Source organism: Pseudarthrobacter sp. HLT1-7 (genome assembly GCF_059383435.1).
Genome location: NZ_JBWZCH010000020.1, coordinates 57,524 through 82,672 on the forward strand (window position 1 = coordinate 57,524; position 25,149 = coordinate 82,672).

23 protein-coding genes and 1 pseudogene are annotated in these 25,149 nt (G+C 66.8%); 17 read left to right on the top strand and 7 right to left on the bottom strand.

Annotated elements, in window-relative coordinates:
* The first annotated feature begins 728 nt into the window (after window positions 1–728).
* Both AC50X6_RS16525 and AC50X6_RS16530 read left to right on the top strand, forming a co-directional pair.
* Entirely contained in the window at window positions 729–1,280 is a 552-nt protein-coding gene (locus AC50X6_RS16525) for a PadR family transcriptional regulator (RefSeq protein ID WP_494967252.1), read from the top strand.
* Between the two features lie 234 nt (window positions 1,281–1,514).
* Window positions 1,515–2,756 carry a mechanosensitive ion channel family protein gene (locus AC50X6_RS16530; protein ID WP_494967253.1) on the top strand — a complete coding sequence of 414 codons (1,242 nt, stop codon included), beginning with the start codon at window positions 1,515–1,517 and terminating at the stop codon, window positions 2,754–2,756.
* Between the two features lie 76 nt (window positions 2,757–2,832).
* Here AC50X6_RS16530 and AC50X6_RS16535 read toward each other — a convergent pair whose 3' ends face one another.
* The gene (locus tag AC50X6_RS16535) at window positions 2,833–3,507 is read right to left on the bottom strand and encodes a metal-dependent transcriptional regulator (protein ID WP_494967275.1); all 675 of its coding nucleotides are present in this window, start codon (window positions 3,505–3,507) and stop codon (window positions 2,833–2,835) included.
* Window positions 3,508–3,630: 123 nt separating this feature from the next.
* Here AC50X6_RS16535 and AC50X6_RS16540 point away from each other — a divergent pair, with 123 nt between their 5' ends.
* Complete coding sequence (locus tag AC50X6_RS16540; protein ID WP_494967254.1) at window positions 3,631–4,719, top strand: multicopper oxidase domain-containing protein; 1,089 nt, start codon at window positions 3,631–3,633, stop codon at window positions 4,717–4,719.
* Window positions 4,716–5,975, top strand: coding sequence for a ZIP family metal transporter (locus AC50X6_RS16545; protein ID WP_494967255.1), 1,260 nt, complete (start codon window positions 4,716–4,718; stop codon window positions 5,973–5,975). The genes AC50X6_RS16540 and AC50X6_RS16545 overlap by 4 nt, the downstream gene beginning before the upstream one ends.
* Before the next feature lie 186 nt (window positions 5,976–6,161).
* On the opposite strand, the gene AC50X6_RS16550 is transcribed toward AC50X6_RS16545, so the two are convergent.
* Together AC50X6_RS16550 and AC50X6_RS16555 are read right to left on the bottom strand one after the other, a co-directional pair.
* Complete coding sequence (locus AC50X6_RS16550; protein ID WP_494967276.1) at window positions 6,162–6,512, bottom strand: ArsR/SmtB family transcription factor; 351 nt, start codon at window positions 6,510–6,512, stop codon at window positions 6,162–6,164.
* A gap of 13 nt (window positions 6,513–6,525) precedes the next feature.
* Entirely contained in the window at window positions 6,526–7,755 is a 1,230-nt protein-coding gene (locus AC50X6_RS16555) for an MFS transporter (RefSeq protein WP_494967256.1), read from the bottom strand.
* 276 nt (window positions 7,756–8,031) lie between these two features.
* On the opposite strand from AC50X6_RS16555, the gene AC50X6_RS16560 reads away from it, so the two are divergent.
* The 5 genes and pseudogenes from AC50X6_RS16560 (at window position 8,032) to AC50X6_RS16580 (ending at window position 11,309) form a co-directional block, all read left to right on the top strand.
* Window positions 8,032–8,358, top strand: coding sequence for an ArsR/SmtB family transcription factor (locus AC50X6_RS16560; protein ID WP_494967257.1), 327 nt, complete (start codon window positions 8,032–8,034; stop codon window positions 8,356–8,358).
* A pseudogene (locus tag AC50X6_RS16565) lies at window positions 8,355–9,086 on the top strand (cation diffusion facilitator family transporter); the annotation flags it as partial. The gene AC50X6_RS16560 and the pseudogene AC50X6_RS16565, both read left to right, overlap by 4 nt.
* Before the next feature lie 237 nt (window positions 9,087–9,323).
* The gene (locus tag AC50X6_RS16570) at window positions 9,324–9,638 is read left to right on the top strand and encodes a hypothetical protein (RefSeq protein ID WP_494967258.1); all 315 of its coding nucleotides are present in this window, start codon (window positions 9,324–9,326) and stop codon (window positions 9,636–9,638) included.
* A 49-nt stretch (window positions 9,639–9,687) separates the two neighbouring features.
* On the top strand, window positions 9,688–10,614 hold the full coding sequence (locus tag AC50X6_RS16575) for a cation diffusion facilitator family transporter (protein WP_494967259.1): 927 nt from the start codon (window positions 9,688–9,690) through the stop codon (window positions 10,612–10,614).
* Entirely contained in the window at window positions 10,614–11,309 is a 696-nt protein-coding gene (locus AC50X6_RS16580; protein ID WP_494967260.1) for a DsbA family protein, read from the top strand. The genes AC50X6_RS16575 and AC50X6_RS16580 overlap by 1 nt, the downstream gene beginning before the upstream one ends.
* An 808-nt stretch (window positions 11,310–12,117) precedes the next feature.
* Here AC50X6_RS16580 and AC50X6_RS16585 read toward each other — a convergent pair.
* Complete coding sequence (locus AC50X6_RS16585; protein WP_494967261.1) at window positions 12,118–13,059, bottom strand: pullulanase X25 domain-containing protein; 942 nt, start codon at window positions 13,057–13,059, stop codon at window positions 12,118–12,120.
* Window positions 13,060–13,289: 230 nt separating this feature from the next.
* Window positions 13,290–14,378, bottom strand: coding sequence for an adenosine deaminase (locus AC50X6_RS16590; RefSeq protein WP_494967262.1), 1,089 nt, complete (start codon window positions 14,376–14,378; stop codon window positions 13,290–13,292).
* 48 nt (window positions 14,379–14,426) lie between these two features.
* On the opposite strand from AC50X6_RS16590, the gene AC50X6_RS16595 reads away from it, so the two are divergent.
* Together AC50X6_RS16595 and AC50X6_RS16600 are read left to right on the top strand one after the other, a co-directional pair.
* Window positions 14,427–17,057 (top strand): excinuclease ABC subunit UvrA, encoded by a 2,631-nt coding sequence (locus AC50X6_RS16595; protein ID WP_494967263.1) that lies wholly within the window; start codon window positions 14,427–14,429, stop codon window positions 17,055–17,057.
* 227 nt (window positions 17,058–17,284) lie between these two features.
* A complete protein-coding gene (locus tag AC50X6_RS16600; protein WP_494967264.1) occupies window positions 17,285–18,028 on the top strand; it encodes a transglycosylase family protein in 744 nt (247 codons plus the stop codon).
* 114 nt (window positions 18,029–18,142) lie between these two features.
* On the opposite strand, the gene AC50X6_RS16605 is transcribed toward AC50X6_RS16600, so the two are convergent.
* Entirely contained in the window at window positions 18,143–18,727 is a 585-nt protein-coding gene (locus AC50X6_RS16605) for a hypothetical protein (RefSeq protein WP_494967265.1), read from the bottom strand.
* A gap of 144 nt (window positions 18,728–18,871) precedes the next feature.
* On the opposite strand from AC50X6_RS16605, the gene AC50X6_RS16610 reads away from it, so the two are divergent.
* Window positions 18,872–19,771, top strand: a complete 900-nt coding sequence (locus AC50X6_RS16610; protein WP_494967266.1) for an MSMEG_6728 family protein — start codon at window positions 18,872–18,874, stop codon at window positions 19,769–19,771.
* A 207-nt stretch (window positions 19,772–19,978) separates the two neighbouring features.
* Here AC50X6_RS16610 and AC50X6_RS16615 read toward each other — a convergent pair whose 3' ends face one another.
* Complete coding sequence (locus AC50X6_RS16615) at window positions 19,979–20,920, bottom strand: ferritin-like domain-containing protein (RefSeq protein WP_494967267.1); 942 nt, start codon at window positions 20,918–20,920, stop codon at window positions 19,979–19,981.
* A 222-nt stretch (window positions 20,921–21,142) separates the two neighbouring features.
* On the opposite strand from AC50X6_RS16615, the gene AC50X6_RS16620 reads away from it, so the two are divergent.
* The 5 genes from AC50X6_RS16620 to AC50X6_RS16640 form a co-directional block, all read left to right on the top strand.
* Entirely contained in the window at window positions 21,143–22,084 is a 942-nt protein-coding gene (locus tag AC50X6_RS16620) for an SDR family oxidoreductase (protein WP_494967268.1), read from the top strand.
* 114 nt (window positions 22,085–22,198) lie between these two features.
* Complete coding sequence (locus tag AC50X6_RS16625) at window positions 22,199–22,588, top strand: DUF1622 domain-containing protein (protein WP_494967269.1); 390 nt, start codon at window positions 22,199–22,201, stop codon at window positions 22,586–22,588.
* 40 nt (window positions 22,589–22,628) lie between these two features.
* A complete protein-coding gene (locus AC50X6_RS16630; RefSeq protein WP_494967270.1) occupies window positions 22,629–23,417 on the top strand; it encodes an isocitrate lyase/PEP mutase family protein in 789 nt (262 codons plus the stop codon).
* A gap of 13 nt (window positions 23,418–23,430) precedes the next feature.
* Window positions 23,431–24,165 carry a YqjF family protein gene (locus AC50X6_RS16635; RefSeq protein ID WP_494967271.1) on the top strand — a complete coding sequence of 245 codons (735 nt, stop codon included), beginning with the start codon at window positions 23,431–23,433 and terminating at the stop codon, window positions 24,163–24,165.
* Between the two features lie 320 nt (window positions 24,166–24,485).
* Window positions 24,486–25,149 (top strand): DUF222 domain-containing protein (locus tag AC50X6_RS16640; protein WP_494967272.1); only part of this gene is annotated, 664 nt, incomplete at its 3' end.

Genomic DNA, 25,149 nt, shown 5'->3' on the forward strand with positions numbered 1-25,149 from the left:
GATCTCGTGGCGTCTGAGGTTCTTCAGCAGGTCCTTCAGCGACTCCGTTTTCGTCGCTCCCTCCGCCGATCCGGCACTGGAGACGAACGTCAGCACGGGCAGGAACCGGTGAGGAAGCATCACTGCGATGAGGATTCATCCTCATGGCGACCCTTTCTGTGCCTGGTGCCAGAACTAAAAGTGCCAGAACTAAAAGCCTGACGGCCTCGCATCGTGCCTGGCCGCGTTCCAGAGAAGGACACCCAGCCCTGCCGTCACCGGCGTCCAGATCATTCGTTCAACCAACGACGGCGACGCGAGATTCACCATGGCCCCGACGGCCATCAAGCCAGCCGCCCCGGACACCACCCGCCGGCGCAGGGTAGGCGCGGCCAACGAGGTTCCGGCAGTTGCTGCAAGCACTATGTACACCCCTGACGCCACGGCACTGGCAGTTCTAAAGGAATCGGGAAGGACACCCGGATGCGCTCCGCCGTAGGCTGCCGCCCCCCACGGCACCCCCAGGGCGAGGGCTCCTTGAAAGCCGGCCACTCCGAGGAATAGGAGCGCTGCCGTCTTCCCAGCACGGCTCGCAGGGAACCGGGCTGCCACAACCTTCACATCCATCACCGCTTCTTCTTCCGGGTCACGACCACAGCTGGCACTTCCATCTTCCAGAGCTAAACTATCTACTAGATACACTAACCCGGCCAACCCAGTGTGGCCAGCAGTTTCACGAAGGAGTAATGATGGCACGCTCGGACCAGACCCAGACGGCGGTTCTTGGCGCGCTCAGCATCATGCCGATGTCCGGTTACGCGCTCAGGGAAGAAATCAAGCACACGCTGGGACACTTCTGGAGCGAAAGTTTCGGGCAGATCTATCCGGCGCTGGCGGATCTTCGGCGCGGAGGACTAGTTGGGCGCCAGGACGGTACCGGCGACCGGTCCTTGCGCTACGGCATCACGGCCGCCGGCACAGCCCGGCTCCGTGAACTGCTGGCCGAGCCGCCGCAGCAAAGCAAGCCTCGAAATGGCGTTCTCCTGCGACTCTTTTTCGGCCGCCAGCTTGGACCGGTAGCGTGCCGCCAGTTGGTGCTAGAGACGGCAGCCCAGGCCGAACGGCAGCTTGCCGCCATGAAAGATGCCCGGTCCGAGTTGGCGGGGGGCGAGCTGGGTGCGAACACGCCGTATGCGCTCATCACTATCGCAGCCGGGGAGCACTCCGCCCGGGCCACGATCGATTGGGCGAAGGACGCCCTGGGAGTCCTGGCCAGCCTTGACGAGGCGCCTGGTTCTTGACCGGCGGCTTCCCCTGCGGCCTCTCCACCCGCCTTTCCACCCGCCTTTCCACCCGCCTTTCCACCCGCCTTTCCGCCGGTCTCTCCGCCGGTCTCTCCGCCGGTCTAAGTGACGTAATCATCCGCCAGAGATCCTGATCTTCTTTTTCTGCTGCGTTGAACGCGGCCGTGACGCCCCCCACGTTGACAGTTCCCCGATTTCAGTTGCCCCCGGAAGCTTGCTAGAGATTGAGTAATGCAAGACTTCCTGATCCCAGCAATGCCCTTCCTTGCCATGGCCTTCGCCGTGGCCTCGGGACTTGTCCTGTCCTGGCTGCTGCGCCGGATTGTGCTCCGGCTCAACCGCAAGCAGACCGAGTTGCGGGAGACGTCGCGGGTGGCCCGGCTGCCACTGCGCTTGGCCCTCTGCCTGATCGGTGTGCGGATCGCGCTGGCGATGACCACCGAGGACGTCCAATGGCGCCGCAATGTGGACCACGTCCTGCTGATTGCCCTCATCGCATCTCTGGCCTGGCTGGCCATTGCCGTGCTGCTCATCATCGAGGCCATGGTCCTGGATCGCTACCGGGTGGATGTGGCGGACAACCGCCGTGCCCGGCGGCTCCGCACCCAGGTAATCCTGGCCCGGCGGATCGCCGTCGCCCTGATCGCGCTGGTGGCCCTCGGCAGCATGATGCTGACCTTCCCTGCGATCCAGGCCCTCGGCGCCGGGCTGCTGGCCTCCGCCGGCGTCATCTCGATCGTGGCCGGCCTCGCTGCGCAAACCTCCCTGGTCAACGTTTTCGCCGGCATCCAGCTGGCCTTCACCGATGCGATCCGGGTGGACGACGTCGTCGTGGTACAGAAGGAATGGGGCCGGATCGAGGAGATCACCCTGACCTACGTGGTGGTCCACATCTGGGACGACCGCCGGCTGATCCTGCCCTCCACGTACTTCACCACCACCCCGTTTGAAAACTGGACCCGGCGGCAGTCCGAGGTCATGGGCACCGTCGAATTCGACCTCGACTGGCGCGCCCCGGTCGAGGAGATGCGCACCGAGCTGAAGAAGGTCCTCGCCGGAACCGGGCTCTGGGACGAGCGCGTGGGCATCCTCCAGATCACCGACGCGACGGCGGGCTTCGTCCGGGTCCGCATCCTGGTCAGCGCCGCGGACAGCACCTCGCTCTTCGACCTTCGCTGCCTGATCCGGGAGGAACTGGTGCTGTTCCTGCAGCAGGACCACCCGACGGCACTCCCCCACATCCGCCTCGAATCGCTGCCTTCCGCAGCGGCCGGATCCCACACCTCCGGTGCCGCGGCCCGGCGCCCCGGCACGGTGTCCTCCGCCGACGAGCAACCCCGGCACCACGCGGATCCGCAGGATTCCCAGCTCTTCACCGGCTCGATCGAGGCCTTGGAACGCTCGCGGGCGTTCTCCGGACCCGGCGAGGACGTGTTTGAGGACCGGGACAAGACCATCGCCGCGCAGAACTAGCGCTGACAGATTTAGCACCGCGCAGAACCAGCACCCGCGGAAGTACTACCGCGGGCTGAAAGACAGTGGGTGCGGGCTAGTCAGCCACCACCCAGATGGCTCCGGACGCCGACGCACCCAGATCGATGTCCCGGTCACGCCCCTGGAGACGGATGGTGGTGACGTCCGCGTAAGGACGGTGTTCCCGAACGGAAAGCTTCGTATCCGGCGCGAGGCCCAGTTCGGTGAAGTACCGCAGCATCTCCGGGTCGGCGTCGGAAATGCGGGTAATGGCCACCATCCGGCCGGTATCCGCGGCGGAGAGCCGCGTTGCGGCGGGCAAATGCGGCTGGCCGTCGGCGGTGGGTATGGGGTCGCCGTGCGGATCCCGCCTCGGGTACCCGAGTTTCTGATCGATGCGTTCGATCAGCTTGTCGGAGACTGCATGCTCCAGGACTTCGGCCTCGTCGTGGACTTCATCCCAGCCGTAGCCCAGCATCTGGACCAGGAATGTTTCCAGGAGGCGGTGCCTTCGGACCATCGCGACGGCGTGTTCCCGTCCCTCGTCCGTTAGCCCGATACTCCCGTAGGGTGCGTGCGCCACGAGGCCCAGCCTGACCAGTTTCTTAACCCCATCCGACACAGTCGAGGGCCTGACGCCCAGCCGCTCGGCCATCGCGCCGACGGTCATCTGGGTTGCTGACCACTCCGTGGCTGACCAGATGAGCTTGAGGTAGTCCTGGGCTGACGGGGATAAATCGGAGACGGGCATGGCATCCATGGTAGCAAGCGGCAACACAATGTTAGGCTAAGCGAACAATATTGTTTGCATAACGAACCGATGGGGATGGGTATGCCGAAAAATCCCTCTAGACAGTTGCCGAGCAGGCGGTCCATGCTGTCCGGCGCCGCCGCGTTCGCCGCAGTCCCGGCCTTTTCCGCCCTTCAGCCGCAGGCCTCGGACGGTCATGGCCAGCACGGCGGGGCGGCAAACGGCGGCGGGGCAGCCCCGCCGTCGGGCCCCAATACGGCGGCGGGCGGAGATTCGGGCGGCGGGACGCGCGGGACGAGTCCCACGGCAATGACCAACCATGCCGGTCATGCCGGCTTTGCGGGCGGGTCCGTCCTGCCGGAGCTCGCCGGCATCGACCCCACCGCGATCCTGCGCGACTTTGACCGCGGCAGGACCAGCACACTGCCGGACGGCAGGACCCTGCGCGAATGGGACATCGTAGCGGTGGACAAGGACTTCGAAATCGCCCCCGGCATCATCTTCAAGGGCTGGAGCTACAACGGCCGCATCCCCGGGCCGACGCTGTGGGCGCGGGAGGGGGACGCGCTGCGCATCCACTTTACGAACTCCGGAGCACATCCGCACACCATGCACTTCCACGGCATCCACCGCGCCACCATGGACGGCACGCCGGGAATCGGCGCGGGATCAATTGCCCCCGGGCAACGCTTCACCTACGAATTTGATGCCACGCCGTTCGGCACGCACCTGTACCACTGCCACCAGTCACCGCTGGCTCCGCACATCGCGAAAGGCCTCTACGGCGGCTTCATCATCGAACCCAGCGAGGGCCGGCCAAAGGCCGACGACGAGATGGTGATGGTCATGAACGGCTACAACACCGACGGCGGGGATGACAATGAGTTCTACTCCGTCAACGGCCTCCCGTTCCACTTCATGGACTTCCCGGTCCAGGTCAAGCAGCACGAGCTGGTGCGCATCCACCTGATCAACGTCCTGGAATACGATCCCATCAACTCGTTCCACGTGCACGGCAACTTCTTCCACTACTACCCCACCGGGACCATGCTGACGCCCAGCGAGTACACGGACACCATCTCCCAGGTACAGGGGCAGCGCGGCATCGTGGAACTCCGCTTTCCCTACCCGGGAAAATTCATGTTTCACGCCCACAAAACCGAGTTCGCCGAGCTGGGCTGGATGGGCTTCTTCGAGGTGATCGCATCATGACGGCTAAAGACACCACAGTGGTCACATCCACGACGTCGGCACCCACGACGGCGGCACCCGCACCCGGGCGCGGGCGGCTGCAAGCCCCCCGCTGGCTGCTTGGGCTGGGGCCGCTGGTCCTGATCGCGGTCCTGCTGGGCCTGTTTTCACTCTTGAATGCGCCGGGGCTCGCCAAACTCTCCGACGGCGTTCCGCCCAGGGAAGAGATCGCCGTCGAGAACATCCGGCTGACGCCCGGCCAGATCTCCGTCACGGTCCGCAACGAGGGCCCGGACCCCGTTACTATCGCCCAGGTGAACGTCTCTGACTACTACGCAATGTTCACCCAGACCCGCGACACTATGGCGCCGCTGGAGTCCTCCACCCTTGCCGTCGACTACAACTGGGTCGACGGCGATCCCTACGAGATCGCCCTCGTGACCTCCAGCGGCGGCAAGATCCTGGCGGACATCGCAGCGGCGGCCCCGAGCCCGGAACGCGGCAGCCAGTTTTTCGGACTCATGACGCTCCTCGGCGTCTACGTCGGCGTGATCCCGGTAGCCCTGGGGATGCTGTGGATGCCGTTTGTGCGCCGCTCCTCCGCAGCGTGGATCCGGGTGCTGCTGGGAGTCACCGTGGGGCTGCTCGCCTTCCTGGCCCTCGACGCGACCCTGGAAGCCGTGGAACTCGTGGCCAACAACGGCGCCTTCGGCGGGACCATGGTGGTATTCCTCGGCGCCCTGACCTCTTATCTGGTGCTGGAAGGAACTGACGCGTGGATGCGCCGCCATCAGAAGCTCGGCGATACCGGCCGGCCAGAGGCTCTTCCCCCGCGACGCCTGGCACTGCTGATCGCCATCGGCATCGGGCTCCATAACTTCGGCGAAGGACTCGCCATCGGCTCCGCCTACGCTGTCGGTTCCCTGGCCCTGGGCGCCTCACTGATTGTCGGTTTTGCCATCCACAACACCACCGAGGGCCTGGCGATCGTCACCCCGCTCGCCAAGGAGCCGGCCGGACTCGGCCGGCTTGTTGCCCTCGGACTCATCGCCGGGGCACCCGCCGTCGCCGGCGCCGTCGTCGGATCCGCTGTCTTCCAGCCCGCCCTGTCGGCGTTCCTGTTGGGCGTCGGCGCCGGAGCGGTGGCCCAGGTCGCGGTCAAACTCCTCCCCCTGCTGAAGGATGGGCAGGGGAAGACCTTCACCGCGCTCACCAACCTCGGCATCATCCTTGGACTGGCCGTGATGTTTGTGACGGGGCTGCTGGTCCGGGCCTAGGCACGGAGTGGCCCGGCGTGGCGTCCACACTGGACCTTGGGTTCGCCGGTGGCCGTGCAGCCGGACGCGCACGTCGGCCGCAGCCGCGCCTGGTCAGGGGTTGGGGTCAGTCGTTGGCGGGTCAGGCGTGGGGGTCGACGCGGGGGTCAGTCGTTGGGTCAGTCGTTGGGGTCAGTCGTCGTGGGGTCAGCCATGGGTGGGTTCGCCGGTGACTTTGTGGTCGGCGTGGTTCAGGCCTTCGATGACGAGGCGGCTCAAGTGTCCGTCGGCGATGCTGTAAACGACGCGGCGGCTCTCTTTTTGGGTGGTGACCAGTCCGCTGAAGCGCAGCTTGGCCAGGTGCTGGCTGACGGAGGTCCGGGATGCCCCGGTCCGCTCCACCAGGGACGTCACGTCGGAGGGTTCCTGGGTCAGGAGCCAGAGGATATGCAGGCGGGTGGGGTCCGAGAGCATCCGGAACGTGGCGGTGGCGGTCTCGAGCCGCCGGGTGTCGGGAGCCCCGGGGTGGTGCAGGCTGGGTGCCGTGCTGCGTTTGATGCTGTCCACCCGATCACCCTTTCGTGGTTGCCGGCGCTGAACCGGTCCGGGATGTTGCGGGCCAGAATCTCAGGGCCGCCACGGTACTGAGTGTAGCCACCGCCGCGAGGATAGCGGCCGCGGCGGGCTGGCCGGCAGTGGCGCCGATCCAGCCGGCGACGGGGTAGGTGACGATGTAGCAGGCGTGGGAGAGGGAGAACTGGGCGGTGAAGATGTAGGACCGCGTACTGTCTGTCGCGGCGCGGCGCAGCAGCCGGGCCGCGGGTGTGTTTATCATCGACGTTCCGGCGCCCAGGACTACCCACAGGCCCAGCAGTACAGGCCAGGGCCCGGACACGGCGAGCAGCAGGAACGCCCCGGCCAGGCCGAGGGAGAGCAGCACGGCCCCTGCCCGCATGAAGGCCCGGTCCGGCACACGGTCCAGAATCCGGGGGGCCGTAAGGGCTACCACCATGGACCCGGCGCCGAAGCAGGCCAGAGCGATGGCGACGTCGGTGTTGGACCCGCCGAAGAGCTCCCGTGCGTAGACCACGGTGTTGACCAGCACCAGGGCTGTGGCGGCGGCCACGGCGAGGTTCAGGGCCATGAGCCCGCGCAATTCCGGGGTGCCGGCAAATATCCGGGCGCCCAGGGTGGTGCGGTGCCACAGGCTCCCCTCCAGCGGCGCAGCATCCGCGGCGGGCAGTCTGGTGGTGACGACCAGCGCCGCCGAGAACAGGAACCCGGCCACGGTTCCCAGGAACAGCTCGTGGAAGGACAGCACCGTCAGCAGCGCCGCCGCCAGGGCCGGGCTGACCAGGGATTCAAGGTCGTACGCCAAACGGGAGAGTGACAGGGCCCGCGTGTAGTGCCGCTCATCGGGCAGCACCACCGGGATCAGTGCCTGGAAGGCCGGAGTGAAGGTAGCCGAGGCGCTCTGCAGCACGAAGACCAACACATAGATCTGCCATGCCTGGTCCACCATTGGCAGCATCAGCGCGATGCCCGCGCGGATCAGGTCCGCGCCGACCAGTACGGCCTTTTTGGGCAGCCGCTCCACCAGGGCCGCCATCAGGGGAGCAATGAAGACATAGGCCAGCATTTTGATCGTCAGGGCTGTGCCGAGAACGGCGCCGGCCTGTCCGCCAGCGAGGTCAAAGGCCAGCAGGCCCAGTGCGACCGTGAGGAGACCGGTGCCGAGCAGGGCCACGATCTGCGCCGAAAAGAGCTTCCGGTAGGCCGGAACGGCCAGGACTTCAAGCAACGGGACTCCTCGGATCGGCTTGAAAATTCAATAAGTGCTTACGTATGCACATAGACTAACCCATTTCCCGCGTCACGATCTCCGCAGCCCCCGTTCACCACCCTGAACGGCCGGCAACATCCCGGCGCCGGCCGTGATGCCAATATCCGGGCCACTCGTTCCGGCCACTCATCGGAGCCCGGGATCTCGGAGCCCGGATAGCGGAGCCCGGGATCTCGGAGCCCGCCACGACAGTACACAATTGCCTGAGTACATTCATGCATGTACTTTGGAGTCATGGAAACCCTCACCCACGCCCCGGTGCTGGCCCGGTTCGGCTTCGCCGTGTCCGATCCCACCAGGGCCCGGATCCTGCTGGCCCTCGCTCACGCGCCCGCCTACCCGTCGGACCTCGCCGATTCCCTCAACGTGTCACGGCAGAGCATGTCCAACCATCTGACCTGCCTGCGGGGCTGCGGGCTGGTGGTGGCTATTCCGGATGGCCGGCGGAGCCGGTACGAGCTCGCCGACGCCCGGTTGGGTCACGCGATCGGTGACCTGATCGGCGTCGTACTGGCCGTGGACCCGGCCTGCTGCGCCCCCGACGGGACGTGCCTGGCATGACGGCGCTCAAGTTGGCGCCCAGCCCCGTGCGCCGCGCCCTGCTCAGCCGGCGCATCCGGGTCTTCGCCGCCGCGACCATCAGCTACAACATTGTTGAGGCCGTCGTGGCGCTGTGGGCCGGCAGTGCGGCCGACTCGTCCGCGCTCATCGGCTTCGGCCTGGACTCCGTGATCGAGGTAGCGTCCGCCGTCGCCCTGTCCTGGCAGTTTGCCGCCAAGGACCCCGAACGGCGCGAGCACCTTACCCTGCGGATCATCGCCATCTCCTTCTTCGCCCTCGCCGCCTTTGTCACCCTTGACTCCCTGACCTCCCTGGCCGGGGGCGGTGCGGCACGTCACTCCACGCCGGGCATCGTGATCGCGGCCCTGAGCCTGGCCATCATGCCTGTGCTGTCCTGGCTGCAGCGCCGGGCAGGGCGCGAACTCGGCTCCCGGACGGCGGTGGCCGACTCCAAACAGACCCTGCTGTGCACCTACCTCTCCGCCGTCCTGCTGGTCGGGCTGGTGCTGAACAGCACCCTGGGCTGGTGGTGGGCCGACGCCGGCGCTGCCCTGGTCATCGCCGTGATCGCCGTCCGCGAAGGCGTCAGCGCATGGAAGGGCGCCATCTGCTGCACCGTTCCCCAGAATGCAGTCCCGCAGGCGGCGGCAACCGACGACGCCGAAGCGGACGACTGCTGCCAGGCCCCGGCCCCTGTACCTGCGCCCACCCCGGGCCCAGACCCGGTCCCCGCCACCGTTGCAGCCCCCGCCATCGTTGCAGACCACGGCCGCGGTACGGTCATTCAGGACTCATCATCGGCCGCGAAGAAGAACCCTGAGGTGGGGGGCGAGCGGTCCGCCTGTTGCCCGGGCTGTGCTTCCAGCCGGGAACCTCAGGCCGTCACCGTGAGCCTCGGCCCGGGCTCGGGTCTGGGCCCGGACTCGGGCCGCAGCTCGGGCTCGGCTCACAGAAACGCCTGAGTCATGGACTTCGAACTGCGCACCTTTCCGGGCTGCCCGAACGCCGTCCCGGCCCTGGAACTATTCTGTGCCGTCCTGCCGGCAGAAGGGTTCGACGCGGAACACGTGACCGTCCGTGAGATATCCTCCGAGCGCGAGGCCGAGGAGCTCCAGTTCCACGTCTCCCCGTCGTTCATCGCTGAGGGAAGTGACCTGTTTCCCCCGGATTCCGCACCGGCCCTGAACTGCCGCCTCTACCGCACCGGGAACGGCGTGACAGGACTTCCTTCCGTCGAGTCGTTGCGTACCGCGGTCCGTAGCCCCGGCACTCCGGCGTGAGCTGTCAGCGGCTTCATTCCTCCGGCACCCAGAACTTGGAGACACGCGCATGAGCGGTCATGACCACGGCCACGGAGCAGCCGGCGCCCCCGGACCCGGCAACCGCGGCAAATTGATCATCGTCTTCGCGATTACGTTCACGGTCATGATCGCGGAAATCATCGGTTCGAGCCTCACCGGCAGCCTGGCACTCCTGGCCGACGCCGGCCACATGTTCACGGATTCCAGCGGGCTGCTGATCGCATTCATCGCCGCGTCGCTGGCACTGAAACCGGCCACTCCGAAGCGGACGTGGGGTTACAAGCGGGCCGAAATCGTCGCCGCTGCGGGCCAGGCAGCCCTGCTGCTCGGCGTCGGCGGCTTCGTCATCGTCGAGGGAATCCGCCGCCTCTTCGAGCCTCCGGAGGTCGGCGGGGACACGATGCTCTGGTTCGGCATCATCGGTCTCGCCGGGAACGTCGTCGGGCTGATCGTCCTTGCGTCCGGCCGGAACCACAACTTCAACATGAAGGCCGCGTTCCTCGAAGTGCTCAACGATGCGCTGGGGTCCGTGGCTGTGATCGTCGCGGCGATCATCATCGCTGTGACCGGCTGGGTCCAGGCTGACGCCGTCGTGTCGCTGTTCATCGGCGTCCTCATCATCCCCCGCACGCTCAAGCTGCTGCGCGACACCGTGAACGTCCTGATGGAGAACGCGCCCCAGGGGCTGGACATGGCCAAGGTCCGCGAACACATCCTGGCACTCCCTCACGTCATCGACGTCCACGACCTGCACGCTTCCCTGGTGGCCTCCGGCACACCGGTCCTCTCGGCGCACGTGACCGTCGAGGACAGCTGCATGACGGATGGCCACGCCGCCACCATATTGGCGGATCTGCAGCGCTGCGTTGCCGAACATTTTGACGTCAGCGTCGAACATTCCACCTTCCAAATCGAACCCGCCGCCCACCGTGACCAGGAAAGCATCCCGCACTAATGACTCAGACACCTCTAAAAACCGCCTCCGCCCCGAAAGACCCTGCGAAGAAAGCCCGCCTCGTGATCTGGATCCTGCTCGGCGTCATCGTCGCCGCCGGAGTGATCTGGTACGCGGTTTTTTCTGCGAACAAGACGGCACCGCCTACCCCGCAGCCCGCCGCAGACGCGCAGCTTGTCCGCGACGACAGCCACCGGGTTACTTCACCTGTCACGGAGAAGGCCCAGCTTGTAGAGTTCCTGGACTTCGAATGCGAGTCCTGCCGAGCAGCGCAGCCCCTCGTGGAGGAACTCAAGAAGGAGTACGGTGACCGGATCACCTTCGTGAACCGATACTTCCCCCTGCCCGGACACCGTAACTCCGGCACGGCGGCCCTGGCCGTGGAAGCCGCTGCGCAACAGGGCAAGTATGAGCAGATGTATGCCAAGATGTTCGAGACGCAGCCCCAGTGGGGCGAAAAGCAGGATTCGCAGGCGCCGCTGTTCAGGACCTTCGCGCAGGAGCTGGGACTGGACCTAGGCAAGTATGACGACGCCGTGGCGGATGAGCAGACCATTGACCGGATCCGCAAGGACGTCACCGACGGCAAAGCGCTGGGCGTAACAGGAACCCCTACGTTCTTTCTCGACGGTAAAAAGCTGACGCTGAGTACCGAGGCAGACTTCCGCCAAAAACTCACCGACGCCGCTATATAGCAGCGGCAGACCAGGGCGTGCCCGCTCAGGGTGCTGCCGTGGTCAACGGGCACTCACCAGAAACACATGCCTACTGACTTCCGTATCCTCGACGCTTCGTCGACGGCCCGGTCAAGGTCTCCCAACAACGTCAGAGCCCCCAACCCTGGCGGCACCCAACCGCTATTTCTCGCCGCCAGCCGCATGTTGACATACTGAATCCGGTGGCGCGGACGACCGGAGGGCCGGGCCAGAGACCAACGGCTCGGCCGGAATGCCTATGCGGACGGAGAGTTTCCCGGCTCGGAACGGCAGATATGCGAACGCCATCGTAAAATTCGTATGGTCCCCTGTTGAAGAAACCGATCTGCGCACCCGACTTTGGACATGCGCGGGACAGCGTCGGAGAATAACACGTGGGCCGCTGCTCCGGCACACCGAGTGCACCGGAGCAGTCAGCCCTGATCGACCAGCCGGATCGACGACAAGCGAGGGAGCTCGGCATGACCATTCCACCACCCTACGAACCCGACCCGTTTCCGCCGGAGCCCGGCCCGGTGACGCCTCCGGCGCCGATCCCGGCACCGGGACCCGCGCCAACTCCCGGGCCGTTTCCCCTCCCCGGTCCGCTGCCGGTTCCCGACCCGGGACCGGTTCCGCCGCGGCCTGACCCGACCCGGTTCTAAACGCCTGGCCACGGCACGCGTCTCACGACGCGCAAAGCCCTACGCGACACGGGAATTCCGGTGTCGAAGGGTCATTTGCGCGTCGCCAGGAAGAAAGCGCGTCGCCAGGAAGAAAGTGCGTCGGGAAGACTGCGCGTCGGTGCTTACGGCAGGATGATGTCGCGCGTGCGGTGGTCGTAGTGGATGACCAGTTGGCCGCCGCCGTGGCGCACCTCGTGATTGGCGCCGTCGAAGGCTCCGAACGCGCCGAAGTTCTCATCCCAGGAGCGGTTGAGGGCGATCTTGAAGCTGTAGAAACCGGCTGGGAGGTCAGCCGTGAGCTTCCAGAGCTGGTCAACGAGATCCAGTTCCATCTGGACTTCGTCATACTGCGGTGCCCAATTGGCGGGCGCGCCCAGCAGGACGTTGAAATCACCGACGACGGCGACTGCCTCCGGCTGGTCGATGGTCTGGACGCTGGCGGCGGCAGCAGCCGGGGCGGCGGCTGAGCCGGGAGCCGAGGCAGCCTCGTGTGCCTTCGCGGCAGCTTTAGCAGGGGCCTTGACTGCATCCGCGCGCTTGCGTACGCCCTTGGCGACCGGGGCATCGGCCTCTTCGACCAGCTTGGCGGCCTTCGACGGTGCAGCAGCCTTCGGGGCAGCCTTGCCGGAAACCTTGGGATCAGCTTTCGACGGTGCTTCCGCCGCGGCGGCAGCCTTCGGAGCAGCCTTTGGAGCCGGGGCAGACGGCAGCGGGGTGCCGGCAGGGACTGGAGTTCCGGCGTCGAGCGCTGCGGCAAAAGCTGCAGGCGCAGCGAAGGCGACCGTGGCGCGCTGTCCGTCGTCGGTGATGCTCCAGCCGGAACGGCCCTTGACCAGCCAGCCGGCCTTGACCAGCTTCGCCGTGGCAGTGGTCAGCGTCTTGTGTCCGCGGGGAATTCCACCGCTGAGCAGCTCGCGCTCAAACTCGTTGAGTGGAACGTGTGCGATTGCCTCGCCCAGCACCGCCCCGGCGTTCAGTTTCTCACCCGTCCATACCCCCTCGGCCAGAACGTCCAGCACGGCCTTCAGCCGAAGGTTGGTGTTTTCCGCAGTGTTCGCGCCCATGGGTCTCCTCTAGCAGCAATTGATCCACCTGCATCTTGCCAAGGTTGGGTGCATTTTCGCGAGTAGAAACGGTTAACTTTGTGTGTCGTGACCCACTATTACGGTCCGGCCGGGAGGTCGCAGGAACGCCCAGTCATCCCTACCCGCCAGTAGAAAACAACGCGGGGTCACTTACGGCCCGTCCCAGCCCTCAGCATGGGCCGTAAGTGACCCCGCGTTGCTTGATGCTGTTAGTGCCCGGATGCTGCCAGTTCGGCCAGCAGTTCCGTTTTGCGTTCCTCGCTCGCGAAGGAGGAACGGATCGAGTTCGCCGCCATCCGCACGCAGTCGAACTCGGACAGGCCCATCACTGATTTCAGCTGCGCGAAGTTGTCATCCACGTACCCGCCGAAATACGCGGGGTCATCCGAATTCACGCTGACGTTCAGCCCGGCCGCGAGCATTGCCGCCAGCGGGTGCTCGGCCAGCGTGTCCACAGCCCGCAGCCGGACGTTGGACAGGGGGCACACGGTCAGCGGCGTGAGCTCGTTCACCAGCCGCTCCACCAGCTCGGGGTCCTCCATACAGCGGATGCCGTGGTCGATCCGCTCGACGTCGAGGATGTCCAGGGCATCAATGATGTACGACGGCGGGCCCTCCTCGCCGGCGTGCGCTATCCGGTGCAGCCCGGCCTCGTTCGCCCGGGCAAAGAGCCTCTCGAACTTGGCCGGCGGGTTGCCCACCTCGGCCGAATCCAGCCCGATCCCGGCGATGGGCGCATTCATGGCCAGCAGCTTTTCGAGCACCTCCAGCGCGGATTCCTCGGACAGATCACGCAGGAAGGCGGCGATCAGCAGGGTTGAGATGCCGAATTCCTCCACGGACGTCGCCAGCACCGACGCGACGCCGTTGACGCAGGTCTCCAGCGACACCCCGCGCGACAGATGCGCCTGCGGGTCCAGCATGATCTCGGCGTGCCGCACCCCGGCGAGCGCAGCCCGGGTCAGGTAGGACCGGGTCATGTCGGCGAAGTCCTGCTCGGTCCGGAGCACGGCCATGTTGGCGTAGTACAGGTCCAGGAACGACTGCAAATCCGTGAACTCGTACCGCGAGCGCAGCTCATCCAGGTCCGCGTACGGCAGCTGGATCCCGTTCCGCGCGGCGAGCGCAAAGATCAGTTCCGGTTCCAGCGTTCCCTCGATGTGCAGGTGCAGCTCCGCAACCGGAAGCGGGCCGTGCACCTCCTCCGGGACCTCGAAGAGCTCCGGCGCCGCGCCGCCGTCCGGGTACGGCTGGGCTGCTTTGGTGCCGGCAACAGCGTCGCCGTCGTTAGTTTCCATTGGGTAAGGATATGCCCGCGGCTGGCAGACACGGATAGAGTCGATTGGATGCACAGTGATCAGCATGCTTCCGATCTGCCCGGCCCGCCCCCTGGCCTGTCCCCGGACCGCCCCGCGGACGGCTTCGTCCGGGTCCGCGGCGCGCGGGAAAACAACCTGCGGAACGTGGACGTGGACGTCCCCCGCGACGCGATCGTCGCCTTCACCGGCGTCTCAGGTTCGGGCAAGTCCTCGCTGGCGTTCGGCACCATCTATGCCGAGGCCCAGCGCCGCTACTTCGAATCCGTGGCGCCCTACGCCCGCCGGCTCATCCAACAGGGCCACAACCCAAAGGTGGAAATGATCACCGGGCTGCCTCCCGCCGTCGCGCTCCAACAGCGCCGCGGCACGCCCAGCTCGCGGTCCACGGTCGGCACGGTCACCACGCTCTCCAACTCGCTGCGGATGCTCTTCTCCCGCGCCGGCAGCTACCCCGACGGCGCCGGCCAGCTCGACTCGGACGCCTTTTCCCCCAACACCGCCGCCGGTGCCTGCCCGGTCTGCCACGGCCTCGGCATCGCGCACACCGTCACCGAGTCATCACTGGTCCCGGATACCTCGCTCAGCATCCGCGACGGTGCCATCGCGGCCTGGCCCGGCGCCTGGCAGGGTAAAAACCTGCGCGACATCCTCACCCACCTGGGCTACGACGTCGACACACCGTGGCGCAAGCTGCCCAGGAAGCACCGCGACTGGATCCTCTTCACCGAGGAACAGCCCGTAGTGGAGGTGACCCCGGAGCGCGACCGCGTGGCCAAACCGTACAAGGGCCGGTTCTGGAGCGCCAAAAGCTATGTGCTGCACACCCTCGCCGATTCCAAAAGCACCACCATGCGCGACCGCGTGCTGCGCTATATGGAAACCGGCCCGTGCCCCCGCTGCGGCGGCAGCGGACTGACGCCCGCAGCCCTCGCCGTGACCTTCGCGGGCCGGACCATCGCCGGGCTTAACGCCGTGCCGATGGCCGAGCTTGCCGAGATCATCCGCCCCACCACCGAACTCACGGAGGCCGGCACCGCCTCGCGCAAGCAGGCCTCCGGCGAAGGCAACGAGGTAGCCGTGGCCATCACCCGCGACCTCCTCCAGCGGATCACGGTGCTGCTGGATCTGGGCCTCGGCTACCTGGCCCTGGGCCGCGCCACGCCCACGCTCTCCCCCGGCGAAATGCAGCGCCTCCGGATCGCCACCCAGCTGCGCTCCGGCCTGTTTGGCGTGATCTACGTGCTGGACGAGCCCTCCGCCGGCCTGCATCCCGCCGACGCCGAGCCCCTCCTGGCGGTCCTGGACCAGCTCAAGTCCGCCGGCAACTCGGTGTTCGTGGTGGAGCACAACATGGACGTGGTCCGCCGCGCCGACTGGCTCGTGGACGTCGGACCGCACGCCGGTGAAGGCGGCGGCGAGGTGCTCTACAGCGGCCCCGTGGCCGGCCTCGCCGAGGTGGAGGCGTCCGTGACCCGGCCGTTCCTGTTCCCCGACGCCGCGGATACTGGTACTTCCAGCGGTGCCGGGGGTGCCGGTGGTGCCGGGATGGGGAAGAGGAACGACGACGGCGCCTCCGGTCCGGGGGATGGCGGCCAGCGGGAAGCGTCGGGCTGGCTTGAGCTGCGCGACATCAGCCGGCACAACCTGCGGGAGCTGGACGCGAACTTCCCGCTCGGGGTATTGACGGCCGTCACGGGTGTCTCCGGTTCCGGCAAATCGACCCTGGTCAGCCAGGTCCTGGCGGAGGTGGTCGGCGCCCGGCTGCACCCGGAAGCCGGAACCAACGCGGCGGACACCTGGACCGGGGAGGAGCAGGAGCTCAGCGAATCCAGTGAGCCGCTGACGGTCGGACCCGTGTCCGGCCTGGACCAAATCGACCGGCTCGTGAAGGTGGACCAGAAGCCGATCGGCCGCACCCCGCGGTCCAATCTCGCTACCTACACCGGCCTCTTCGACGCGGTCCGCAAGGAATTCGCCGCCACGGACGGGGCCAGGGCCCGGGGCTTCGGCGCCGGACGCTTCTCCTTCAACGTGGCCGGCGGGCGCTGCGAAACCTGCCAGGGCGAGGGCTTCGTGGCTGTCGAGCTGTTGTTCCTGCCTGGCAGCTATGGCCCCTGCCCCGAGTGCCACGGCTCGCGTTACAACCCGGATACCCTCGAAGTCACCTACCGCGGCAAGAACGTGGCGGAGGTCCTCGGCATGACAGTTGACGCCGCCGCCGAGTTCCTGGCCGGGGTCCCGGCCGCCGCGCGCAGCCTGCAGACCCTGCGCGAAGTTGGTCTGGGCTACCTCCGCCTGGGCCAGCCCGCCACCGAACTCTCCGGCGGCGAAGCGCAGCGGATCAAGCTCGCCACCGAATTGCAGCGCGCCCAGCGCGGCCACTCGCTCTATTTGCTGGACGAGCCAACCACGGGGCTGCACCCGGCCGACGTCGAACTCCTCATGGCCCAGCTGCACCGGCTCGTCGACTCCGGAAACACGGTGATCGTGGTGGAGCACGAGATGGACGTAGTGGCCGCCGCAGACTGGGTGGTCGATCTCGGCCCGGCCGGTGGCGACGCCGGCGGCAGGATCATGGCGGCCGGAACGCCCGCCGCCGTCGCGCGTTCCACGACGAGCCGGACCGCACCGTACCTGGCTGCGGTTCTCCGGGACTGACCCGGACCAGAGAATCCTTTAAAAATCACGTCTTGATAACGGCGGGAGCCTGCCTTAACCTAGATGCCATGCCCGGGATCCGGGCCATGAATGCCCGGTGCTGCCACCACCTGCCACTGCCCGACAGGCGGACACCGAACACGACCTCAATTGTCAGGGGCGGGCAGTGGCGTGACAACGTCCGGGGACGGGCCGAGCGCTGGTGGCCCTCAGGAGCATGTGTCGCCATGAACAAATCAATCCATCGCTCTGCCGCGCGCCGCGCCATCACGGTCGCGGCCGTCTCGATCGCCGGCGTCGCGCTGTCCGCCACGGCCGCCAGCGCAGCTGTCCCCAACGCTGCCGCCGCGTCCGTCTGGGATTCCCTCGCCCAGTGCGAAAGCAGCGGCAACTGGGCCATCAACACCGGTAACGGCTACGCCGGCGGGCTGCAATTCAGCCCCAGCACGTGGGCGGCCTATGGCGGAACCGGGTCTGCGGCGAATGCCAGCCGTGAGCAGCAGATCGCTGTCGCCGACAGGGTGCAGGCCGGCCAGGGCTGGGGAGCGTGGCCGGCCTGCGCCGCAAAGTTGGGCCTGGCCGGCGGCGCAGTGGCACCGCCCAGCGCCGCCAGGCCGCAGGCGGCCGCTGCTGTTCCGGCCCCGGTTGCTGCTGTCCCGGCCCCGGCGGCCAAGGTGCCCGCCCGGGCGGCTGCCGCTGTACCGGCCCCGGCGGCCAAGGTACCGGCCCCGGCGGCCAAGGTGCCGGCCCGGAGCGCCGCGCCCAAGGCAGCCGTTCCGGCACCGCGACACGTTGCGGCGCTCGCCCTGAGTGGCCGGACTTACACAATCCGGAGCGGCGACAACCTGAGCAAGATCGCTGCGGAGCTCAACATCGCTGGAGGCTGGCAGCCGCTCGCCGATGCCAACGCCGCGACCATCAGCAACCCGAATCTGGTGTTCCCCGGCCAGGTGCTGCAGCTCCCCGCCTAGCTACTGACTCGTCAGCGGCTCACTGGTAAAACCACGACGCCGGAGCGAACCCTTGCGGGGGCGCTCCGGCGTCGGCTATATCTTTTGGGTGAAAATCTTGTTGGTGACGCTGGCTCAGGTGGCCCGTGGAATTTCGCGGACGATCCGAACCTTCCAGGCGGCGTCGTCGCTGGTGTCCAGCAGTGCCACGGTGCCCATGGCGAGGTGCAGGGCCACCCGCTTGGCGGCGAGGAGTTCGAGGTAGAGGTTTTCGTTCATCCGGGCCGGGGCGTCGATCACGTACTTCACGGCATCGCGGACTTTGCGATAGTTGGCGCTCTGCTCCCGGTGCAAATGGAGTTCCAGCATCCGCCGCTGACGGATCTTCGGCTCCTGGCGGTTCAGCCAGGAGATCGCCGCGTGGACCGCCACCACGAGCGTCAGCGAGATGGCGTAGATTTCCCAGCCGCTGGAGAGCAGGAACAACGGCAGGTTGCCGATCGCGACGACGGCGATGAAGAGTCGGAACGCGAGGATGCGCCGCATAGTGAGAGCGAAGGTGGCAAGTGCCAGAGGGAAACCGCGTTGCTCCCGGCGCGCCGCCGCAGGATCGATCGTGAATTCTTCCAGCACCAGCATGCCGTTGGCTTCCGGGCCCAGCATTTGTCCGTACTTGGGCGCCAACGGCGCTGTATCTTCGGGTACTGCTTCACTCGACATGGACGTGTCTTCCGGGCGGCAGGGGTATTTGGGCTAGTTTACGCTCCGATGCCGTGGGCCGTCCGTCCCGTTCCGGAATGTGAACACGCTCACCCGTGATCCCGTGCAATTGGCGCATTGGCTCCGTGGCCCCAAACTGGAGAGATGCAGACCTTTCTCCCTTTCCCCGATTTTCAGCAGAGCGCCGCGGTGCTGGACCGCGCACGGCTCGGCAAGCAGCGCGTTGAAGCGCTGCAGGTCCTCCGCGCGCTGGTGATCCCGGAGTACGGCTGGCAGTCGCACCCGGCCATCCGGATGTGGATGGGATACGTTCCCGCGTTGACGCTTTACGGCCTCACGATGGTGGACGAGTGGACGGCCCGCGGCGGCGAGGACACGACGCGCGGGAAAATCATGGAGTTCGCGCCCCAGGCCGCGCACCCGGACTATGCGGCCAAGATTCCGATGCCGCCGTGGCTGGGAAACCCTGAGCTGCACCTCAGCCACCGCTCCCGGCTGATCAGCAAGGACCCGCGCTTCTACACAGCGTTGTTCCCGGACACCGATCCGGACCTCGAATACGTCTGGCCTGAGCCGAGGCGCGACCTGCCGCCGGAGGATCCCGCCGGAGAGCGCATGTGGGTCCTCCGCCTGCCGCTTGGCGACACCGACCCGGCGAAGCTGGACACCGTCAGCCTGCCCCTCGTGGGTCGCGCGAAGGCCGCCGCCGAGGACGACGAGTACCAGTTCGTCTACGCCGATTCCGGAGCCCGGCGCCCGGCGAAGCAGCGCAAGCTTCCACCAAAGCAGCTCGTCAAGAAGCCGACGCGCAAGCGCCAGCAGCAGGAAGAAGCGTTCACCACCCTTCCCGGCAACTCCGTGGTGGCCATCCCGATCGCCGGCGGCACCTCCTTCGCGGTAGGCAAGGTCCTGGGCCGGCCCATCACCGTGGACGGCCATTTCGCCCGCAACTTCCAGGTCGACGAAATCCTGGACCGCTCGGCCTTCGACTACCCGGCGCTGCTGCAGGATCCCCGGGTCTTCTTCCCGATTCCGGCCAGGTAACCGCCCGCCGTCGTGAGGCTTCGACGGCGGGCGACCGGTGCCGCCGTCGTGAGGCTTCGACGGCGGGCGACCGGTGCCGCCGTCGTGAGGCTTCGACGGCGGCGGCCGGCCCACAAAAGCGCACAACGGCGGCGGCCCACCTGCGACGGAGCGATTACGCCCCGATGCCGTGAGACCCACCGCTGCATTCCGGCGGTCCTGCTGGTGTTAGGAGCTGGCGGCGCTGGTATTGATCTCGCCGTTGACGCCCTTGGGGAAGAACCCGCCTTCGCGTACTGCCTTGGGAGTCAGATAGGCGATATTCAGGACCTGACCGGCGGTCCGGCTGAAGGCGATCCCGTTCGCGTCCGTAGGGACGAGGTTGGCGGTCGCCTTGGTCCCGATGCCCTGGTCGAGGTCGGTGGATCCGTCGAGACTGTCCCGGGCATCGGAGATGGCCTGGACGGGCATCTGCAGATCCCGGGCGTACAGGGTGGTCCGGATGATGCCGGCGTGGTAGGCCTCGACGGCGAGGATACCGGCGGCGGCTTCGAGGTAAGTTTTGTTATCGATCAGCGGGGCTGCTCCCTTGTAAGCGGTGACGCCGACGTCTTCGAAGATGAAGGCACCCAGCAGGAAACTGGTTTCATCGGCGAAGGGGTTGAATTTCTGGCCTGCCTTGATCAGGCCCGCGGCCTTCGCCGCGGCGGTGAAGCTGGCCTCCAGATCGATTTGGGGTCGGGAAACAGCGGCTTTTCCCAGTGCTGCGCGGAGGAACTTCACATGGGCTTCTTCATCTGCGGCTATTTCTTTGGCGTATTTTTCGATCAGGCTGCCGGACTTGAACGGTACCTTCGCTCCGCCGGTGACACCCCCCTTGCGTCCCTTGCCGTCCGTGAGCCCGTCGTCCAGGCCGCGGCCGGTCACAGCACGCAGGTAGAACTCCGCCTCGAGGTATTCGAGGTTGAGGGCGAAATTCAGGATGGCCCCGTCGCTGGGCCCCTTGCCGGAATCCTCGTCCTCCCCGGACGCATAGGCCGGTGAACTCGCGAGCAGCGCGGCGGCGCCGCCAATCCCTGCGATGCCGGCGGCGCGGAACAAAATGCGCCGATCCATCGGGTCTTCGGCGCTGCGGCTCATTGCATCGGTAATGAACTTTTGGTCGAACATGGGTGTTCTCCTGTCATGAATGCGAATTTTGAGACCATGACAACTCGGAGGATACGCCCGCAGGGCGCCAGCCGGAAGAGCCCGCCGCAAACTGACAGGAACGAGGGCCTTGGTCGCGGAACTCGAATTGACGTTCGCCAGCGGGCCGGTGGAAACAAGATCCCGCCAGGATTTGCTCAAGGCTGACCGGAGCGGAGCCCGAAAGCTGGCAGACTTGCCGTCATGACTGTACTTCTGGCCGGTTGCGGCGATCTGGGAACCGAGGCCGGGCTGCGCTTTGCAGCCGCCGGCCACCGCGTGGTGGGCTGGCGGCGTTCGCCGGAGAAACTTCCGGCTGCCATCGAAGGCGCCGCGGCTGACCTGAGCGCTGGCGAACTGCCGCCCGTCCCGGCGGACACCACCGCCGTCGTCGTCGCCATTGCAGCGGACTCCCCCACCGAGGATGCCTACCGCGCCGCCTATGTGGACGGGGTATCGAACGTACTGGACGCGGTGCTGGCCTCCCCCGCGCCCGTCCGGCGCGTGCTGTTCGTCTCCTCCACCGCGGTGTATGGCGACGCCGACGGCGGCTGGATTGACGAAAGCACGACGCCGGAACCCGCCGGATTCTCAGGCCGCATCATCCGCGAAGCGGAAGAACTCCTGGCCAGCCGCCTGCACGGCACAGGGATCACGCCGGTGGTGCTGCGCCTCGGCGGAATCTACGGCCCCGGGAGGACCCGGCTGATGGACCAGGTGCGCAGCGGTGCCGCCGTGATCCCGGCGGAATCGCGCTTCACCAACCGGATCCACCGCGACGACGCCGCGGCCGCGATCGTCCTGCTGTGCACCATGTCCGGGACGCCGGCTCCCTTGTACGTGGGCGTGGACAATGAACCGGCCCAACTCGGCGAGGTGCTGCGCTTCCTGGCCGCCGAGCTGGGACTCCCGCAGCCGCCGTCGCGAACGGAAAACGGCACCCGGGCTGACGGTTCAACCGTCCAAGCGACCGGCGGAGAGCCTCCCCGCAAAGGCGAGCCTCCCCGCACAGGCGAGCCGACCCGGGGCGGCAACAAACGCTGCACCAACACCCTGCTGCGTGGCACCGGTCTGGAGTTCCAGTACCCGAGTTTCCGGGAAGGCTATCGCGCCATTCTCGCCGGCGTGGGCGTCCGGCACCCCTAAGGGTCCGGCACGCCTAAGGGTCCGGCACGCCAGTTCCTGCCCTGTCCGGACAACACCAGGCCCAGAAATAACCAGGCCCAGACAACAGCCACCGAGCTTCCAGTAAGGGAAACAATGGACTTGCAGCAGATTATTGAAGCGGCAGGCCGGTATATGGACATCGCCGGCGTGGCCGTCATGGTGATCGGCGCCGTCGTGTCCATCCCGATGGCTATGCGCGGATTCCAGCCGCGGCGCCTGCCTGCGGGGTCCGAACCGCTGTCCGTGTACCGCTCCTACCGGCAATTGCTGGGCCGCTCGATCCTGCTGGGGCTGGAACTGCTTGTGGCCGCCGACATCATCCGGACTGTCGCCGTCGCTCCCACCTTTGAGAGCGTCGGCGTGCTGGCCATTATCGTGCTCATCCGGACCTTTCTGAGCTTCTCGCTCGAGCTGGAAATCACCGGCCGCTGGCCCTGGCAGCATCAGCCCGAAGCAGCCCCCACCGCGTCCGCGGCGAGCTGAATTCCTTCCAGCTGACGCCGTCCCCGGCTAGGCTCGGGGAATGACAGAAAACGTGCGTTCTCTTGCCCCCAAAGCCACCGAACTGCTCCGCCTTCACCACGCGCCCGACATCCTGCAGGTCATCAACGTCTGGGACGCGATTTCCACGAAAGTGGTGGCTGACATTCCCGGCACCCGCGCCGTGGCCACAGCCAGCCACTCCATCGCCGCATCGCTAGGCTATGCGGATGGCGAGAATATCCCGCTGGAAGACATGATCGACGCCATCCGGCTGATCTCCGACGCGACGTCGCTCCCGGTCAGTGCCGACCTCGAGTCTGGCTACGGAAACCCCGGGGAGACCGTGCGCAAGGCCATTGGTGCTGGCGTCGTCGGCGCCAACATCGAGGACCAGATGCGCTCCCTCGGCGATGCCGTGGCGCAGATGCGCTCCGTGGTTCGGGCAGCCGAGGCAGAGGGCATCGACTTCGTTCTCAACGCCCGAACCGACGCCTTCGTAAAGGGCCAGGACAGGGATCCCGCGGCTGTGCTAACCGATGCCATCGAGCGTGGCCGCGCTTTCCTCGAGGTGGGTGCAACGACGGTGTTTGTGCCGGGCCTGCTGGATGAGGCCACCGTCACCGCGCTGGTGGATGGGATTGGCTGGAACAAGGTTTCCGTCATTAATGTGCCCGGTTCGCTGGCGCCGGCAAGGCTCCAGGAACTCGGCGTCGCCCGCATCTCGTACGGCCCGTGGACCCAGCGCGTGGCGCTGACAGCCTTGGCTGACGCCACAACGGCGTTGTTGGCCGGGGGGATGCTTCCGGAGGGAACCCGGGCCCTGAACTAATGGATCACAACTGATGAGTCTCGATCCCTGGCCAAGCGCCCCCGGCCTTCCGACCCCGATCATCATGGATCAGCGATGGACGGATGCCGTCTTTCTGCATTGGCGCATCCCTGATGCCGTTGCAGCGTCGTTCATGCCTCCGGGCGTGGTCCCGGACGTCTTCGACGGATCCGCCTGGGTGGGGCTGATCGGTTTCCGCATGCAGGGCGCCGGCCTTGGCCAGGGGCCCGGGATTCCGTACTTCGGCAGTTTCAACGAGATCAACGTTCGCCTCTACTCCCGGGAACCGGACGGCACCCGGGGTGTAGTTTTCCTCAGCCTGGACGCCTCGCGGCTGGCTGTGGTGCTCGCTGCGCGGGCCGCCGGGATTCCCTATGTGTGGTCGCGCGACCACTTCCGGGCAACAAGTCCGGCGGACCCGTCCATCGGGTACTCGGTGCGCCGTTTTGGGCGAGGTGCCCGGAGCGATTTCGCGGTGGCCCCGGAGTCCGACGCCGGAGCTACCGATCCGCTGTCCGTCCACCTCACCGCCCGGTTCGGACTTCATACCAGCTTCCGCGGCAAGACGCTCTACGTTCCGAACACACACAGCGCGTGGCCGCTGCACCGGGCGCGGGTGACCGTTTTGGAGGACCAGCTCATCGCTGCAGCAGGGATCATTGTAGAAGGGCCGCCTGAGTCGGTGTTGTTCTCGCCTGGAGTGCGCACGCAGTTTGGCCGGCCGCGGGTGCTGGGCGGCGGGTCCTGATTTTGTTCGACCGGGTCGGCGGTCCTGAATCTGTTTTGCCTGGGCGGCGGGTCCTGAATTTGTTTTGCCTGGGCGGCGGGTCATGAATCTGTTTTGCCTGGGCGGCGGGTCCTGAATCTGTTTTGCCTGGGCGGCGGGTCATGAATCTGTTTTGCCTGGGCGGCGGGTCATGAATCTGTTTTGCCTGGGCGGCGGGTCATGAATCTGTTTTGCCTGGGCGGCGGGTCATGAATCTGTTTTAGGGCGGGCGATCTGGCGCCGGAGATGCCCATCGAGCGCGGAGTCGGTTTCGTGTCGGACCCCCTTAGTAATGTGAAGTTATGGAAACCGTCGGGGAATTCATTCCTTTCCAGGACACGGATCCGGGCCCAGCCCGGGCCGGGGCCCGGGGCGGGCTCCGTGGCGCATCCCTGGACCAACAGCCCGGCGTGGACAGCGCCCTTGCGGTGCTCCGGGATGTCGCTTCGACGGCGGTGGCCGACGCCGGGGGCTGGGGATTCCGGACTGCGGCGGACTTCGCCGGGCAGGTGGAAGAGCTCTCCCGGACCGTGGAGTATCTCCAACTCGTGGCAGCCGCCGCCGTGGACCGGACCCGTAAGCAGCCCGCCACCGCGGTGAAGGGCACCACATCGTGGACCACCGGCTGGCGCGACACCCCCGCCGATACGGAGGTCGCCAAAGTTACCGAAGTTACCGAAGTTGCTGGTGTTGCCGGTGACGACGGCTACCGGAACACCACCGAGTTCCTCCGGGCGCGGCTGCGGATCAGCGCATCCGAGGCACGCCGCCGGCTCTGCCTCGCGGAGAGCCTCCTGCCCCGGCAGGGACTAACCGGCCAGCAACTGCCTCCCGCGCGACAGGAACTCGGCTCCGCCGTCGCCGCCGGAGAAATCGCATCCCGGGCCGGGACCATCATCGCCGTGGCCCTGGACCGTGTCCGGCACACCTGCAACGCCGCGGCCGCGGCCCGGATGGAGCACGCCC